Here is a 12,825-nt window from a genome sequence, read left to right as displayed (position 1 = left end):
ATTCTCCTTTTCAATCTATGTTGTCATCAATCGTGAACGGTTTTTACAAATGTCCCGAAACTACTGAAAAACATATTTTACGAAAAATATATTTTTCAGTGGTCTCGGATACTTTGAACTGTCCATAATCTTATTTATTATATCATACAGTGATAACTTAGGCAATTATTTTGAAAGTCGAAAAGGAATATGTTATATATTTTTTTAAAATGTTCAGACTATAATAAGAGATAAAAACAGGAGATGAGTCCGGAAGATGAAAATGAAAAAATTAAGTGAATATTTGTTTATGGGAGCGTTGGGAGGAACGCTTTATTATATGATAGAAATTATTTTCAGAGGATATTCTCATTGGTCGATGTTTTTGTTGGGCGGAATCTGTTTTATATTTTTCGCACAACAAGGGTTATGGACGAAGTGGAGAGAGCCTCTCTGGAAACAAGTCCTTTGGTGTACGGCGTTTGTAGTATCTGCTGAATTTATCACAGGGATCATAGTAAATAAAGTTATGGGATGGAATGTCTGGGATTATACAGATCAGCCGTTTCACCTTATGGGGCAGATCTGCTTTCCGTTCGCTGTTCTTTTTTCGGGACTATGTACATTCGGGATTATTATAAGCGGATATCTGCTTTGCTATTTATACAGAGAAATAAAGCCGGGTTTTCATATTCTATAAATTTATATTGCTGTCAAAATGAACTGATGCCGATTTTTGCTCATTAGAATTCTTGATGTTGAACGCATTGTCTAAAAATGCTATACTACCATAGAATAAGAGCGTAGTGGTACTATGTTTAAAACTGTTATTTTTATGTACAAAGGAGTAGGAATGTGGCTGAATTAACACCAATGATGAAGCAGTATATGGAGACAAAGTCTCAATATCAAGACTGCATTCTATTTTATAGATTGGGTGATTTCTATGAAATGTTTTTTGAAGATGCCCTGACTGCATCAAGGGAGTTGGAAATCACTTTAACCGGGAAAAACTGCGGGCAGGAAGAAAAGGCGCCTATGTGCGGAGTTCCGTATCATGCCGTAGAAGGATATTTAAACAGACTTGTTGCCAAAGGCTATAAAGTGGCAATCTGCGAACAGGTAGAAGATCCGAAAACGACGAAAGGAATCGTTAAAAGGGAAGTTGTACGTATCGTAACCCCGGGAACAAATCTTGATACACAAGCGTTGGACGAAACAAAGAACAACTATATTATGTGTATTGTATATATTGCAGACAGGTACGGCGTTTCTGTTGCCGATATTTCGACGGGAGATTATTTTGTAACGGAGATTCCGGACAGTGCGAAATTATTAGATGAAATCTATCGATTCTCACCGTCGGAGATTATATGCAATGAAGCGTTTTATATGAGCGGCGTCGACATGGACGGAATGAAAGATCGGCTTGGAATTACGATTTATTCGCTTGAATCATGGTATTTTGACGATGAAGTATGCCGTAAAAAACTTTTGGAACATTTTGAGGTTTCCTCGTTTGCCGGACTTGGACTTGCAGATTATGATTGCGGAATCATCAGCGCCGGAGCTCTTCTGCAGTATCTGTTGGAAACACAGAAAAACTCGCTTTCAAATCTGACACATATTACGCCTTATGCCGCAGGCAAGTTTATGATGATCGACAGTTCGACAAGAAGAAATCTTGAACTTTGCGAAACTCTCCGTGAAAAACAAAAAAGGGGATCTCTTCTGTGGGTTCTCGATAAAACAAAGACAGCAATGGGAGCTCGTACATTGAGAAAATATGTGGAGCAGCCGCTGATCGATAAGACAGAGATTATTCGTCGTCTGGATGCAGTACAGGAATTGAAAGAACAGGCGATTTCTCGTGAAGAAATCAGAGAATATCTGTCTCCTGTGTATGATTTGGAACGACTGATCACAAAGATAGCGTACGGATCTGCCAATCCAAGAGACCTGACTGCCTTTAGAAGTTCTCTGGAGATGCTTCCCGCACTTTTGTATATATTGCAAGAAATGAAAGCAGAACTTTTAAAAGATCTTGCTGTTGATCTTGATCCTCTTGAAGATCTCTGTATACTTGTAAAAAAAGCAATCCGGGAAGATCCTCCCATTGCGATGAAAGAAGGAAATATTATTAATGACGGTTATAACGAAGAAGTTGATAAGCTGCGCCGCGCAAAGTCCGATGGAAAAGACTGGTTGGCAAAGCTTGAAAATGACGAGCGTGAAAAGACCGGGATTAAAAATCTAAAGATTAAGTACAATAAAGTATTCGGATATTATTTAGAGGTGACAAACTCTTACAAAGAAATGGTTCCGGAATATTATACACGGAAACAGACATTGGCAAATGCAGAAAGATATATTACTCCCGAGCTGAAAGAATTAGAAGACATGATACTTGGAGCGGAGGACAAACTTTATGCATTGGAATATGAACTGTACAGTGAAGTAAGAGATTTGATTGCAAGTCAGATAGAGCGTATCCAAAAAACCGCTAAAGCAGTAGCGGCGCTTGACGCCTTTGCTTCCCTTGCTCTCGTTGCGGAACGCAATAACTATGTTCGGCCTAAGATCAACGAAAAAGGAGTAATTGATATAAAAGAAGGACGTCACCCTGTTGTAGAGCGGATGATCCCGAATGAAATGTTTATTTCAAACGATACATATCTTGATGATAAAAAACACCGGATTTCTATTATTACAGGACCGAATATGGCAGGAAAATCGACGTATATGCGTCAAACGGCGCTCATTGCTCTTATGGCGCAGATCGGCTCGTTTGTACCTGCCAAAAGCGCTAATATCGGTCTTTCAGACCGTATTTTCACAAGAGTCGGAGCCTCGGACGATCTTGCTTCCGGTCAGAGTACATTTATGGTTGAAATGACGGAAGTTGCAAATATTCTTAGAAACGCTACGTCAAAAAGCCTGTTGATTCTTGATGAAATCGGGAGAGGCACAAGTACGTTTGACGGATTGTCGATTGCCTGGGCGGTGATCGAATATATAAGCGACAGCAGACTTTTAGGTGCAAAAACGCTGTTCGCAACACATTATCATGAACTGACAGAACTGGAAGGAAAAATCGATAATGTAAACAATTACTGTATCGCGGTAAAAGAAAAAGGTGATGACATTGTATTTTTACGAAAGATTGTCAAAGGCGGAGCAGATAAAAGTTACGGAATTCAAGTTGCAAAACTTGCAGGTGTTCCGGAGCTTGTGATCGGCCGCGCAAAAGAGATTGTAGAAGAGCTAAGTGATGAAGATATTACGGCAAGAGTAAGTGAGATTGCGTCAAAAGAACGTGTCGTAAAAAAGAAACCGAAAGTAAAAAAATACGATGATGTAGATATTGCGCAGATGTCGCTCTTTGACACAGTAAAAGATGACGATGTTCTTGAAGAATTGAAAAATCTTGACGTTGGAAATATGACTCCGATCGATGCTCTTAATACGATATACAGATTACAGAATAAATTAAAGAACCGTTGGTAAAGTTGATAAAATCAAAAAGAAAAGGAGCAGTCATGCCTCATATTCAAGTTTTAGATCAGATAACGATTGATAAGATCGCAGCCGGGGAAGTTATTGAAAGACCCGCGTCTATTGTGAAAGAACTGGTTGAAAATGCGATTGATGCGAAAGCCACCTCTGTTACAGTCGAAATTAAAGACGGAGGAATTTCATTTATCCGTGTTACAGATAATGGATGCGGGATTGAAGCAGATGAAGTAAGATGTGCTTTTTTGCGCCATTCAACTAGTAAGATCCGTACAGCGGAAGAACTTGTATCCATACATTCTCTCGGATTTCGTGGGGAGGCTTTGTCGAGTATTGCCGCGGTAACAAGAACAGAAGTTATCACAAAAACAGAGGAAGGACAAAGTGGAATAAAATATGTCATAGAAGGCGGAAAAGAGACTGCATTGGAAGAGACAGGAGCTCCCAACGGAACGACTTTTCTTATTCATCAGTTATTTTATAATATACCCGCGAGGCGAAAATTTTTAAAAACACCGGTGACAGAGGCGGGGCATGTGCAGGATCTGTTGATCCATCTGGCGCTGTCACATCCGGAAGTTTCATTTTTATTTATCAATAACGGACAAGAAAAACTTCGGACGTCAGGAAACGGAAAACTAAAAGATGTGATTTATAATGTATATGGACGCGAAGTGACGTCGAATCTTTTGGAACTTGATTATAAAAAAGACGGTCTTTCTATTTCCGGATTTTTAGGTAAACCGGTCATCACCCGAGGAAACCGGAATTTTGAAAATTTCTTTGTGAACGGGCGTTATGTAAAAAGTGCAATGCTCTCTAAGTCGCTGGAAGACGCTTATAAAGATTTTACGATGCAGCATAAATTTCCGTTTGCTGTTCTTCATTTCCAGGTAGAAGGGGATCTTATTGACGTAAATGTTCACCCGACGAAAATGGAGCTTCGTTTTCAACGTCAGCAGGAAGTTTACAATACAATGTACGAAGCTGTTCACAGAAGGCTTCTTGAACCTGAATTGATTCAAACAGCTACAGTTCCGGATCCGGCAGATGCAGCTCAAAAGAAAAAAGAAAGTCCGTTTTTGCTGAAACCCAAATCTATAGAAAATACAAAATATGATCCAATAGAAAAAATCCGGGAAAAGATGCAGGAAAGAGAACCGGAGCAAGTACGGGAGAAAGCGCAGGAAACGAAACCGGAGCAAGTACGGGAAAAAGTACAGGATGAAGAACAGGGGCAAGCCCGGAAACAGACGTCTGCTATCGAGGCAGATAAAGAATCTGTTTTGCAGTCTGAACCTCAAATTCATGATGAAGATTATTTTATAAGGAAAATGCGGGAAAGGGTGAAGGCATATCATGAACGCTCCTCGTCTGCAGAAGTTTTAGACCGTGGGGAAATTTATCGTCCGCAGCAACAGGCAGAACGAATCCGGGAAGCTGCTGCATATCGGGCAAAAGAGGCAGACAAGACTCCGAAGCAGATGGATCTGTTTGAAGAAAATTTCTTGAAGCGTGAAGTGAAGGCAGAATACACATTGATCGGTCAGGTGTTCGATACATACTGGCTTGTACAATTCCAAGACAGTCTTTATATTATAGATCAGCATGCCGCGCATGAAAGAGTGATGTATGAGAGAACTTTAAAAGAGATGAAATCCAGGGAATATACATCTCAGTATTTAAGCCCTCCGATCATTTTATCGCTTTCGATGCAGGAAGCTCAGCTTTTGGAGGAGCATATAGATCGTTTTACGAGAATCGGTTTTGAAATCGAACATTTTGGAGGAGAAGAATATGCTGTCAGGGCAGTGCCGGATAATTTGTTCGGTATCGCAAAAAAAGAACTTCTTATGGAGATGATCGACGATCTGGCAGATGGGATAAACACATCTATGACTCCTGATTTGATTGATGAAAAGGTAGCGTCTATGTCTTGTAAGGCGGCGGTAAAAGGCAATAACCGTTTATCGGCAAAAGAAGTAGACGCTCTGATCGGTGAATTACTTACTTTAGATAATCCGTATCATTGTCCCCACGGAAGACCGACGATCATTGCCATGACGAAACGAGAATTAGAGAAGAAGTTTAAGAGGATTGTATAAATGAAAAAACCACTGATTATTTTGGCCGGACCTACAGCGGTCGGAAAAACAAAAGCATCTATAGGGCTTGCAAAAAGAATAGGGGCAGAAATTATTTCGGCAGATTCTATGCAGGTATATAAACATATGGATATCGGTTCGGCAAAGATTACGCGCAGTGAAATGAGCGGGATTTCGCATCACTTGATTGATATTCTCGAGCCGGAAGAGGAATTTAATGTTGTTCGTTTTCAGAAGATGGCTCTTGAGGAAATGGAACAGATTTATGAAAAGGGAAAAATTCCTTTGATTGTAGGAGGAACCGGTTTTTATATCCAATCGGTTCTTTATAATATTGATTTTACGGAAAATGATTCTCCAAATGATTATCGGAAAAAACTGGAGATTCTCGCAAAGGAAAAAGGGGCAGAATACTTGCATACAATGTTGACGGAAGTAGATCCTAAGTCGGCATTGCAGATTCATACAAATAATATAAAACGGACAATACGTGCGCTTGAATTTTATCATCAGACAGGAATGAAAATATCCGAACATAATGAAGCGGAAAGAGAAAAGGAATCTCCGTATCAATATGCATATTTTGTTTTGACAGACGACAGAGCAAAACTGTATGAACGTATTGACCGACGCGTAGATCTTATGATGGAATCAGGTTTAGAAGAGGAAGTTCGTTTCTTAAAAGACCGAGGCGTGAGTTCAACTTCTACAGCGATGCAGGGACTTGGGTATAAAGAATTGTATGCATATATGAACGGAGAGTATTCATTGGAAGAGGCGGTACGTATTATAAAACGCGATACAAGACATTTTGCCAAGCGCCAGCTTACATGGTTTAAGCGAGAAAAGGATGTCACATGGATAGATCGTGCCGTTATCGGAGACGACGAGGAACATATTCTTGATTTTATGATCGAAGAGTTGAGAAAAAAGCAGATTTTAGTATAAAATATAAAACCAACAAAATAATGGATCAATATAACGAAAACTTTACAAGATTAAAGAGAAAAACTAATAAAAAAAGAGGAAAATATATATGAGTAATACAGAAACAAAAACGATATACCGACAGTTGGGAATTTCAGAAGATGTGTGGATATATGGGCAGAAGATAGAGGAAGGTCTGAAAGAACGATTTGCAGAATTCGACAGTAATGCAGAATATAATCAACTGAAGGTGATCTCTGCCATGCAGCAATGCCGGGTAAATGAAAGCTGCTTTAATTATGCAAGTGGATACGGTTATAACGATCAAGGACGCGATACGCTGGAAGAAGTATATGCGGCGGCATTTCATACAGAAGCGGCTCTTGTGCGTCCGCAGATTACATGCGGTACACATGCACTTGCACTTGCGTTATCGGCAAACTTAAGACCCGGTGATGAATTGTTATCTCCTGTAGGGAAACCCTACGATACACTGGAAGAAGTAATCGGCATTCGCCAGTCTAAAGGATCTCTCGCAGAATATGGAGTGACATATAAACAGGTCGATCTGTTGGAAGACGGTTATTTTGATTATCCGGCAATCGAAAAAGCATTAAACGAAAGAACAAAGCTTGTGACGATCCAGCGTTCAAAAGGATATCAGACACGTCCGAGTTATTCTGTAGAAAAAATAGGAGAACTGATTGCATTTATAAAAAAGAAAAGACCGGATGTTATTTGTATGGTAGATAACTGCTACGGAGAATTTGTAGAACGGATCGAACCAAGCGATGTAGGTGCAGATATGATTGTCGGTTCATTGATTAAAAATCCCGGCGGCGGTCTTGCACCGATCGGAGGATATGTGGCAGGCAAAAAAGAACTTATCGAAAACTGTGCGTATAGATTGACATCCCCCGGATTAGGGAAAGAAGTGGGAGCGTCTCTCGGAGTGATGCAGTCTTTTTATCAAGGATTTTTTATGGCGCCGACAGTTGTATGCGGAGCGCTTAAAGGAGCTGTTTTTGCAGCGAATATTTATGAAAAACTCGGGTATTCGGTTGTTCCAAATGCAAGCGAGAGCCGTCATGATATTATTCAGGCAGTTACGTTTGGCAGTGCAGATGGAGTGATTGCATTTTGCCAGGGAATTCAGGCAGCGGCTCCGGTAGACAGTTATGTAACTCCCGAACCTTGGGCAATGCCGGGATACGACAGTGAAGTCATCATGGCTGCCGGAGCATTTGTACAAGGGTCCTCGATTGAACTATCTGCAGATGGTCCGATCAAACCTCCCTATGCCGTTTATTTTCAAGGCGGTCTTACATGGCAGCATGCGAAGCTGGGCATTTTAAAATCTCTTCAAAGTTTGATTGATGCAGGAGTTATTGACAGATCCAAACTTCAGTCGCTTTAAAACAGTGTTTTGATGCTTAGAAAAGAAAAGGATTTATATTATGAGAAAAGTAGCGATAATCGGGGCGGGAGCAGCCGGGATGACGGCAGCGATCACAGCAGCTTCAAACGGGGCAGAAGTAGTTGTATTGGAACATATGGACCGCGTCGGGAAAAAAATTCTTTCGACAGGGAACGGACGATGCAATTTTACAAATACTTATCAGGATCGAAGCTGTTATCACTCTGATAACGAATCATTTCCATGGAAGATCATTGAGAAATTTAATGCAGAGCAGATTATAAAATTGTTCGAAGAACTCGGCGTTTATGCGAAAAACAGAAATGGATACATGTATCCCTATTCGGATCAGGCATCGTCTGTAACTGAGGCTTTGAAAATGGAATTAGAGCGTCTGCAAATCGATGTAAGACTTCAAACAGAATGCACGGATATTTTCCCTCGTAAAAAGGGGTTTACTCTTCAGATTGTTAAAGACGGGAAAAAGGGGAAAATATATGCGGATCATGTAATCCTGTGTACGGGATCCAGAGCTTTCCCTGCCAGCGGATCCGATGGTTCCGGTTATGATCTGGCAAAAAAACTCGGACATAAAATAATTCCTGTTCTTCCTGCTCTTGTACAATTAAGATGTGAAGAAAAATTTTTTAAATCAATCGCAGGAGTAAGAGTTCAGGGAACTGTTTCGATATGGTCGGAAAATCAATGTCTGGCAAAAGATACGGGAGAATTACAACTGACCAATTATGGCATATCAGGTATTCCTGTATTTCAAGTGAGCAGATATGCGGCGATTGCATTATATAAAAAGAAAAAAGTTCAGGCGATTCTTGATTTTATGCCGGAATTTTCGGAAGATGAGCTGGAAAAGTTTTTAATAAAACGGGCGAAAATGCGTCCGTATAAGAGAGCAGATCAATTTTTCACAGGGTTATCTAATAAAAAGTTGTCCGATCTTTGGGTGAAAGAAGCAGGGATTTCAAAAGAGAAAAAAGTCGGAGTGTTTGCAGAAAAAGAAATTCAGCAGCTTGTCCGTTTAATCAAGAATTTTAAAGTGATTGTAACAGAAACAAATTCTTATGAGCAGGCACAGGTTTGCCGAGGAGGTATCGATACAAAGGACGTTCATCCTGATACTTTAGAATCGCGTTATGTTCCGGGACTTTATTTTGCAGGAGAAATACTCGACGTAGATGGCATGTGCGGTGGATATAATCTGACATGGGCATGGGCGAGCGGTGCAGTCAGCGGAAGAGAAGCAAGTTTTTAGAAAACCTGATTAAAAACCAAAAAGAGAAGTATCCAAAATCTTTAAATACAGGATACTTCTCTTTTTGTCTTATGATTTTTTCGGTACTTTATATTCGGAAGTTATGAGAAAAATCTCATCACAGCAATAACTTTACCTAAAATAGTAACATTCTTTACAATGATCGGATCCATAAAATCATTTTCAGGCTGGAGACGAAAAACTCCTTCTTCCTTATAAAATGTTTTTACGGTTGCTCCGTCCTCGATCAACGCAACGACCATATCTCCATTAGAAGCTGTGGAATCTTCTTCCACAAGAACCATATCGCCGTCAAGTATACCGGCATTGATCATACTTTCTCCTTTTACCTTTAAAAAAAATGTCTGTTTATTCGGCATACGATCAGCGGGAACCGGCCAGTAATCTTCAATGTTTTCCTGAGCCAGAATCGGTTCTCCTGCGGCAACTTGCCCGATAATCGGTACATGAACCATTTCACGCCGCGTCAGGTTGAACATATCGTCCAAAATTTCGATCGCACGGGGTTTTGTCGGATCGCGCCGAATATAACCGTTTTTTTCTAATGTTTCAAGATGTGAATGAACAGAAGAAGTAGACTTTAAATTTACAGCTTCGCATATTTCCCGAACAGCAGGCGGAAACCCCCGTTGAAGAATCTGTGATTTAATATATTCTAAAATTTCCTGTTGTTTTTTACTTATTTTTCCTTGTGACATAGTTTCCTCCGATATTATAGTCCGTTTATTTTATTAAAATAATGGTAACACAACGAAGAACAAAAAGCAAACATTTGTTGCGAAAATATGTTCGATTTCCGTGTTGACAAACATTTGTTCTTATTGTATAATCCAAATATAGAACATAAGTTCGCGGAACAAATATTCGAATCGAAGAATACATGTATACATTTTTCTTGCAGACTGAATATTACAAAATAATAAGAGAAAACAAAGTGTAAAAATAAGCAGAGATAAAGGGGATACTATTATGAAGGGAAAAAGAAATGAAAAAAGATCAAAAAAATCGGCTATATTAAAACAACATGCTCGTAATTTATTCGTGGGAGTTGTTATTGTTTTATTTGTAAGTATGTCGTTTAGTGCATTTTTTGTTTCCGCAAAGGAAAAGGATACGCCGGATCACGAAAGTACTTATATCTATTATAAAAGTATTAAGATTGAAAAAGGCGATACTTTGTGGGATATCGCAAATGAAAATCTTCCTGAAAAATATAGTTCGACAGAAGAATATGTTAAAGTTCTTAAGGAGATAAACGGACTTTCTTCTGATAAAATTTATTCGGGAGAAAATCTTATGATTATGTATATGACTGAATGATATGTTTAAATCGGTATCAATATACACCCTATGTATTGATATATACACTCCAACCGACAGCCGTGAGAAATAGAAGTAATACTCATTTTTATCGGCTGTCTTATAATATAGATCAATCTATACGACAAATACTGATTTTTCCAAAAGATATGGACGTAAAGATATACATTTGATATAATATGTATATCCGAATAAATAAAGGAGGAATATAATTATGGCAAATAAGGAAAATACTTCAGATGAAGGTTTACGTGTAAGTTATGATGTAAAAACATATCATGAACAAAAATATATCGATTATACATTACGGCTAAGGGAAATATTAAAAACATTACCATCGTTTGCGAAAGATTATTTCAGAGCTATAGAGCCAACGACATCCGCTAACACACGAATTTCCTACGCATACGATATTCGTGTGTTTTTCCGTTTTTTAATGGAAAATAATCCGGTTTATAAAAACTATACGATCGATCAGTTTACATTGGCAGATATAGAAAATCTTGAACCGGTTGATATTGAGGAATACCAAGAATATTTAAAAGTATATAAAAATGATGAAAAGCAAGTTACAAATACAGAAAAAGGACTTGCAAGAAAAATGTCAGCGCTTCGTAGCTTTTATGGATATTATTTTAAACGTCAGGCAATATCGAAAAACCCGACTCTTCTTGTAGATATGCCTAAACTTCACGAAAAGGCAATTATTCGTCTTGATGCGGATGAAGTTGTCCGATTGCTTGATTATGTTGATCATGGAGGCGATCATTTAACCGGACAGAAAAAGGCTTATTTTGAGAAAACGAGAAACAGAGATCTTGCTATATTAACTTTACTTTTAGGAACGGGCATTCGTGTTTCGGAATGCGTGGGGCTGGATATCAATGATGTGGATTTTGAAAATAATGGAATCAAAGTGATGCGAAAAGGCGGAAATGAAATGATTGTATATTTTGGCGAAGAAGTGGAAAATGCACTAAAGACATATATGTATACAACACGGAGAACTACTCTCCCGCTTCCGGGGCATGAAAATGCGCTTTTCTTATCTACTCAGCGAAAACGTATGGGCGTTCAAGCTATTGAGAATATGGTAAAAAAATATGCCCGGGAAGTAACGCCTAACAAGAAAATAACTCCTCATAAGCTTAGAAGTACCTACGGTACCTCCCTTTATAAAGAAACAGGAGATATTTATCTTGTTGCCGATGTTCTCGGACATAAAGATGTAAATACAACGAAAAAGCATTATGCAGCCATTGATGAAGACAGACGCCGGCAGGCTGCAAACATAGTGAAACTTCGCGAGGTATAAGTATTTATTTTGAATTCCATTGACCGATCACTTCATTTACAGTAGAGACGGTAACGAATACTTTCTGCCCACATGAATGAAGATAATTTAAAAGTGTACGATATTCTTGTTGTGTGATAATTGTGATCAATTCGGTTCTGTGTGTTTCGTCATAAGCGCCTTGAGCTGTATATAAAGTTGCTCCGCGATTTAGATCATGAATAATATATTGTTGGATCGGACGGTAATCATCTGCAATAATACATACGCGTTTTCGTTTTTTAAAGCCGTCAATAAAATAGTCTACTGCTGCTCCGTTTGCATATGTTCCGAGAAGACTGATAATAAGTGTCGGTATATCGTAAACAAATATAGAAGTCATTGCAGTGATAAGCCCGGAAATTGTCAGTGCTTTTCCTATTTCAATATGTGTAAACTTATTCAGCATCTTTGCCACAATATCTAATCCTCCGGAAGATGCGTTTACATGGAACAGTAATGCCTGACCAAGAGCAATCAGCAGAACATAAATTACGAGATCGATTACCTGTTCATTGGTAATCGATTTGTCAAGTGGTATGAAATGCTCGAAAATCCAAAGATATACAGGGAGAAGCATAGATGTGTACACTGTCTTTGCTCCAAATTCTTTTCCGATGAAGATAAACCCGATAATAAGAAGGAATGTATTTAAGATAAATGTTAATACAGAAACTTGTATCCCTAACAATTTCGATAATACGAGAGCCAGACCGGAAACACTTCCGGCTACGATATTTCCGGGAATCATGAAGAAATAAACCCCTGCGGCTACAAGAAACATTCCAAATGTAATGATTAATATTTCACGAATAGATATTCCTTTGTTTTTCATTTTAATACTCTCTTTTCTGGTAAAATATAGTTACGGGACATCTATTTACAAAAAAATAAAAAATAAATTTTCCCTAAACAATATCTTATCTCTATCAGAGATGAA

Annotated in this window: 10 protein-coding genes; 8 read left to right on the top strand and 2 right to left on the bottom strand. The window is 38.7% G+C overall.

The window, feature by feature from the left end; translation table 11 throughout:
• Window positions 1-256 precede the first annotated feature (256 nt).
• The 6 genes from RUMTOR_RS01055 (at window position 257) to RUMTOR_RS01030 (ending at window position 9,211) form a co-directional block, all read left to right on the top strand.
• Window positions 257-679 (top strand): putative ABC transporter permease, encoded by a 423-nt coding sequence (locus RUMTOR_RS01055; RefSeq protein ID WP_004845147.1) that lies wholly within the window; start codon window positions 257-259, stop codon window positions 677-679.
• Window positions 680-834: 155 nt separating this feature from the next.
• Window positions 835-3,486: a DNA mismatch repair protein MutS gene (gene mutS, locus RUMTOR_RS01050; protein ID WP_009242643.1), complete on the top strand. Its 2,652-nt coding sequence runs from the start codon at window positions 835-837 to the stop codon at window positions 3,484-3,486.
• A gap of 32 nt (window positions 3,487-3,518) precedes the next feature.
• A complete protein-coding gene (gene mutL, locus RUMTOR_RS01045) occupies window positions 3,519-5,597 on the top strand; it encodes a DNA mismatch repair endonuclease MutL (protein WP_009242644.1) in 2,079 nt (692 codons plus the stop codon).
• On the top strand, window positions 5,598-6,545 hold the full coding sequence (gene miaA, locus RUMTOR_RS01040) for a tRNA (adenosine(37)-N6)-dimethylallyltransferase MiaA (protein ID WP_004845144.1): 948 nt from the start codon (window positions 5,598-5,600) through the stop codon (window positions 6,543-6,545). It abuts the gene before it with no gap.
• Window positions 6,546-6,633: 88 nt separating this feature from the next.
• A complete protein-coding gene (locus tag RUMTOR_RS01035) occupies window positions 6,634-7,941 on the top strand; it encodes a methionine gamma-lyase family protein (protein ID WP_004845143.1) in 1,308 nt (435 codons plus the stop codon).
• 40 nt (window positions 7,942-7,981) lie between these two features.
• Window positions 7,982-9,211: a BaiN/RdsA family NAD(P)/FAD-dependent oxidoreductase gene (locus RUMTOR_RS01030; protein WP_004845142.1), complete on the top strand. Its 1,230-nt coding sequence runs from the start codon at window positions 7,982-7,984 to the stop codon at window positions 9,209-9,211.
• 101 nt (window positions 9,212-9,312) lie between these two features.
• Here the strand turns inward: RUMTOR_RS01030 and lexA are convergent, their stop codons facing one another.
• On the bottom strand, window positions 9,313-9,930 hold the full coding sequence (lexA, locus tag RUMTOR_RS01025) for a transcriptional repressor LexA (protein WP_004845141.1): 618 nt from the start codon (window positions 9,928-9,930) through the stop codon (window positions 9,313-9,315).
• 271 nt (window positions 9,931-10,201) lie between these two features.
• Between lexA and RUMTOR_RS01020 the strand changes: the two genes are divergently transcribed.
• Window positions 10,202-10,552: a LysM peptidoglycan-binding domain-containing protein gene (locus tag RUMTOR_RS01020; RefSeq protein ID WP_004845140.1), complete on the top strand. Its 351-nt coding sequence runs from the start codon at window positions 10,202-10,204 to the stop codon at window positions 10,550-10,552.
• A gap of 214 nt (window positions 10,553-10,766) precedes the next feature.
• On the top strand, window positions 10,767-11,867 hold the full coding sequence (locus RUMTOR_RS01015; protein ID WP_004845139.1) for a tyrosine-type recombinase/integrase: 1,101 nt from the start codon (window positions 10,767-10,769) through the stop codon (window positions 11,865-11,867).
• Window positions 11,868-11,871: 4 nt separating this feature from the next.
• Here the strand turns inward: RUMTOR_RS01015 and RUMTOR_RS01010 are convergent, their stop codons facing one another.
• A complete protein-coding gene (locus RUMTOR_RS01010) occupies window positions 11,872-12,720 on the bottom strand; it encodes a YitT family protein (protein ID WP_004845138.1) in 849 nt (282 codons plus the stop codon).
• Window positions 12,721-12,825: the final 105 nt, after the last annotated feature.

Source organism: [Ruminococcus] torques ATCC 27756, assembly GCF_000153925.1.
Classification (GTDB): Bacteria; Bacillota; Clostridia; order Lachnospirales; family Lachnospiraceae; genus Mediterraneibacter; species Mediterraneibacter torques.
Note: the sequence above shows the minus strand (reverse complement) of the source record. Positions and strands in the feature narration are given on the sequence as shown.

Bases quoted from the DNA above. Each gene is read 5' to 3' on its own strand.
- RUMTOR_RS01010 (WP_004845138.1), bottom strand. From the start codon at position 12,720: ATGAAAAACAAAGGAATATCTATTCGTGAAATATTAATCATTACATTT.
- mutL (WP_009242644.1), top strand. From the start codon at position 3,519: ATGCCTCATATTCAAGTTTTAGATCAGATAACGATTGATAAGATCGCA.
- RUMTOR_RS01030 (WP_004845142.1), top strand. From the start codon at position 7,982: ATGAGAAAAGTAGCGATAATCGGGGCGGGAGCAGCCGGGATGACGGCA.
- miaA (WP_004845144.1), top strand. From the start codon at position 5,598: ATGAAAAAACCACTGATTATTTTGGCCGGACCTACAGCGGTCGGAAAA.
- lexA (WP_004845141.1), bottom strand. From the start codon at position 9,930: ATGTCACAAGGAAAAATAAGTAAAAAACAACAGGAAATTTTAGAATAT.
- RUMTOR_RS01055 (WP_004845147.1), top strand. From the start codon at position 257: ATGAAAATGAAAAAATTAAGTGAATATTTGTTTATGGGAGCGTTGGGA.
- RUMTOR_RS01020 (WP_004845140.1), top strand. From the start codon at position 10,202: ATGAAGGGAAAAAGAAATGAAAAAAGATCAAAAAAATCGGCTATATTA.
- RUMTOR_RS01015 (WP_004845139.1), top strand. From the start codon at position 10,767: ATGGCAAATAAGGAAAATACTTCAGATGAAGGTTTACGTGTAAGTTAT.
- RUMTOR_RS01035 (WP_004845143.1), top strand. From the start codon at position 6,634: ATGAGTAATACAGAAACAAAAACGATATACCGACAGTTGGGAATTTCA.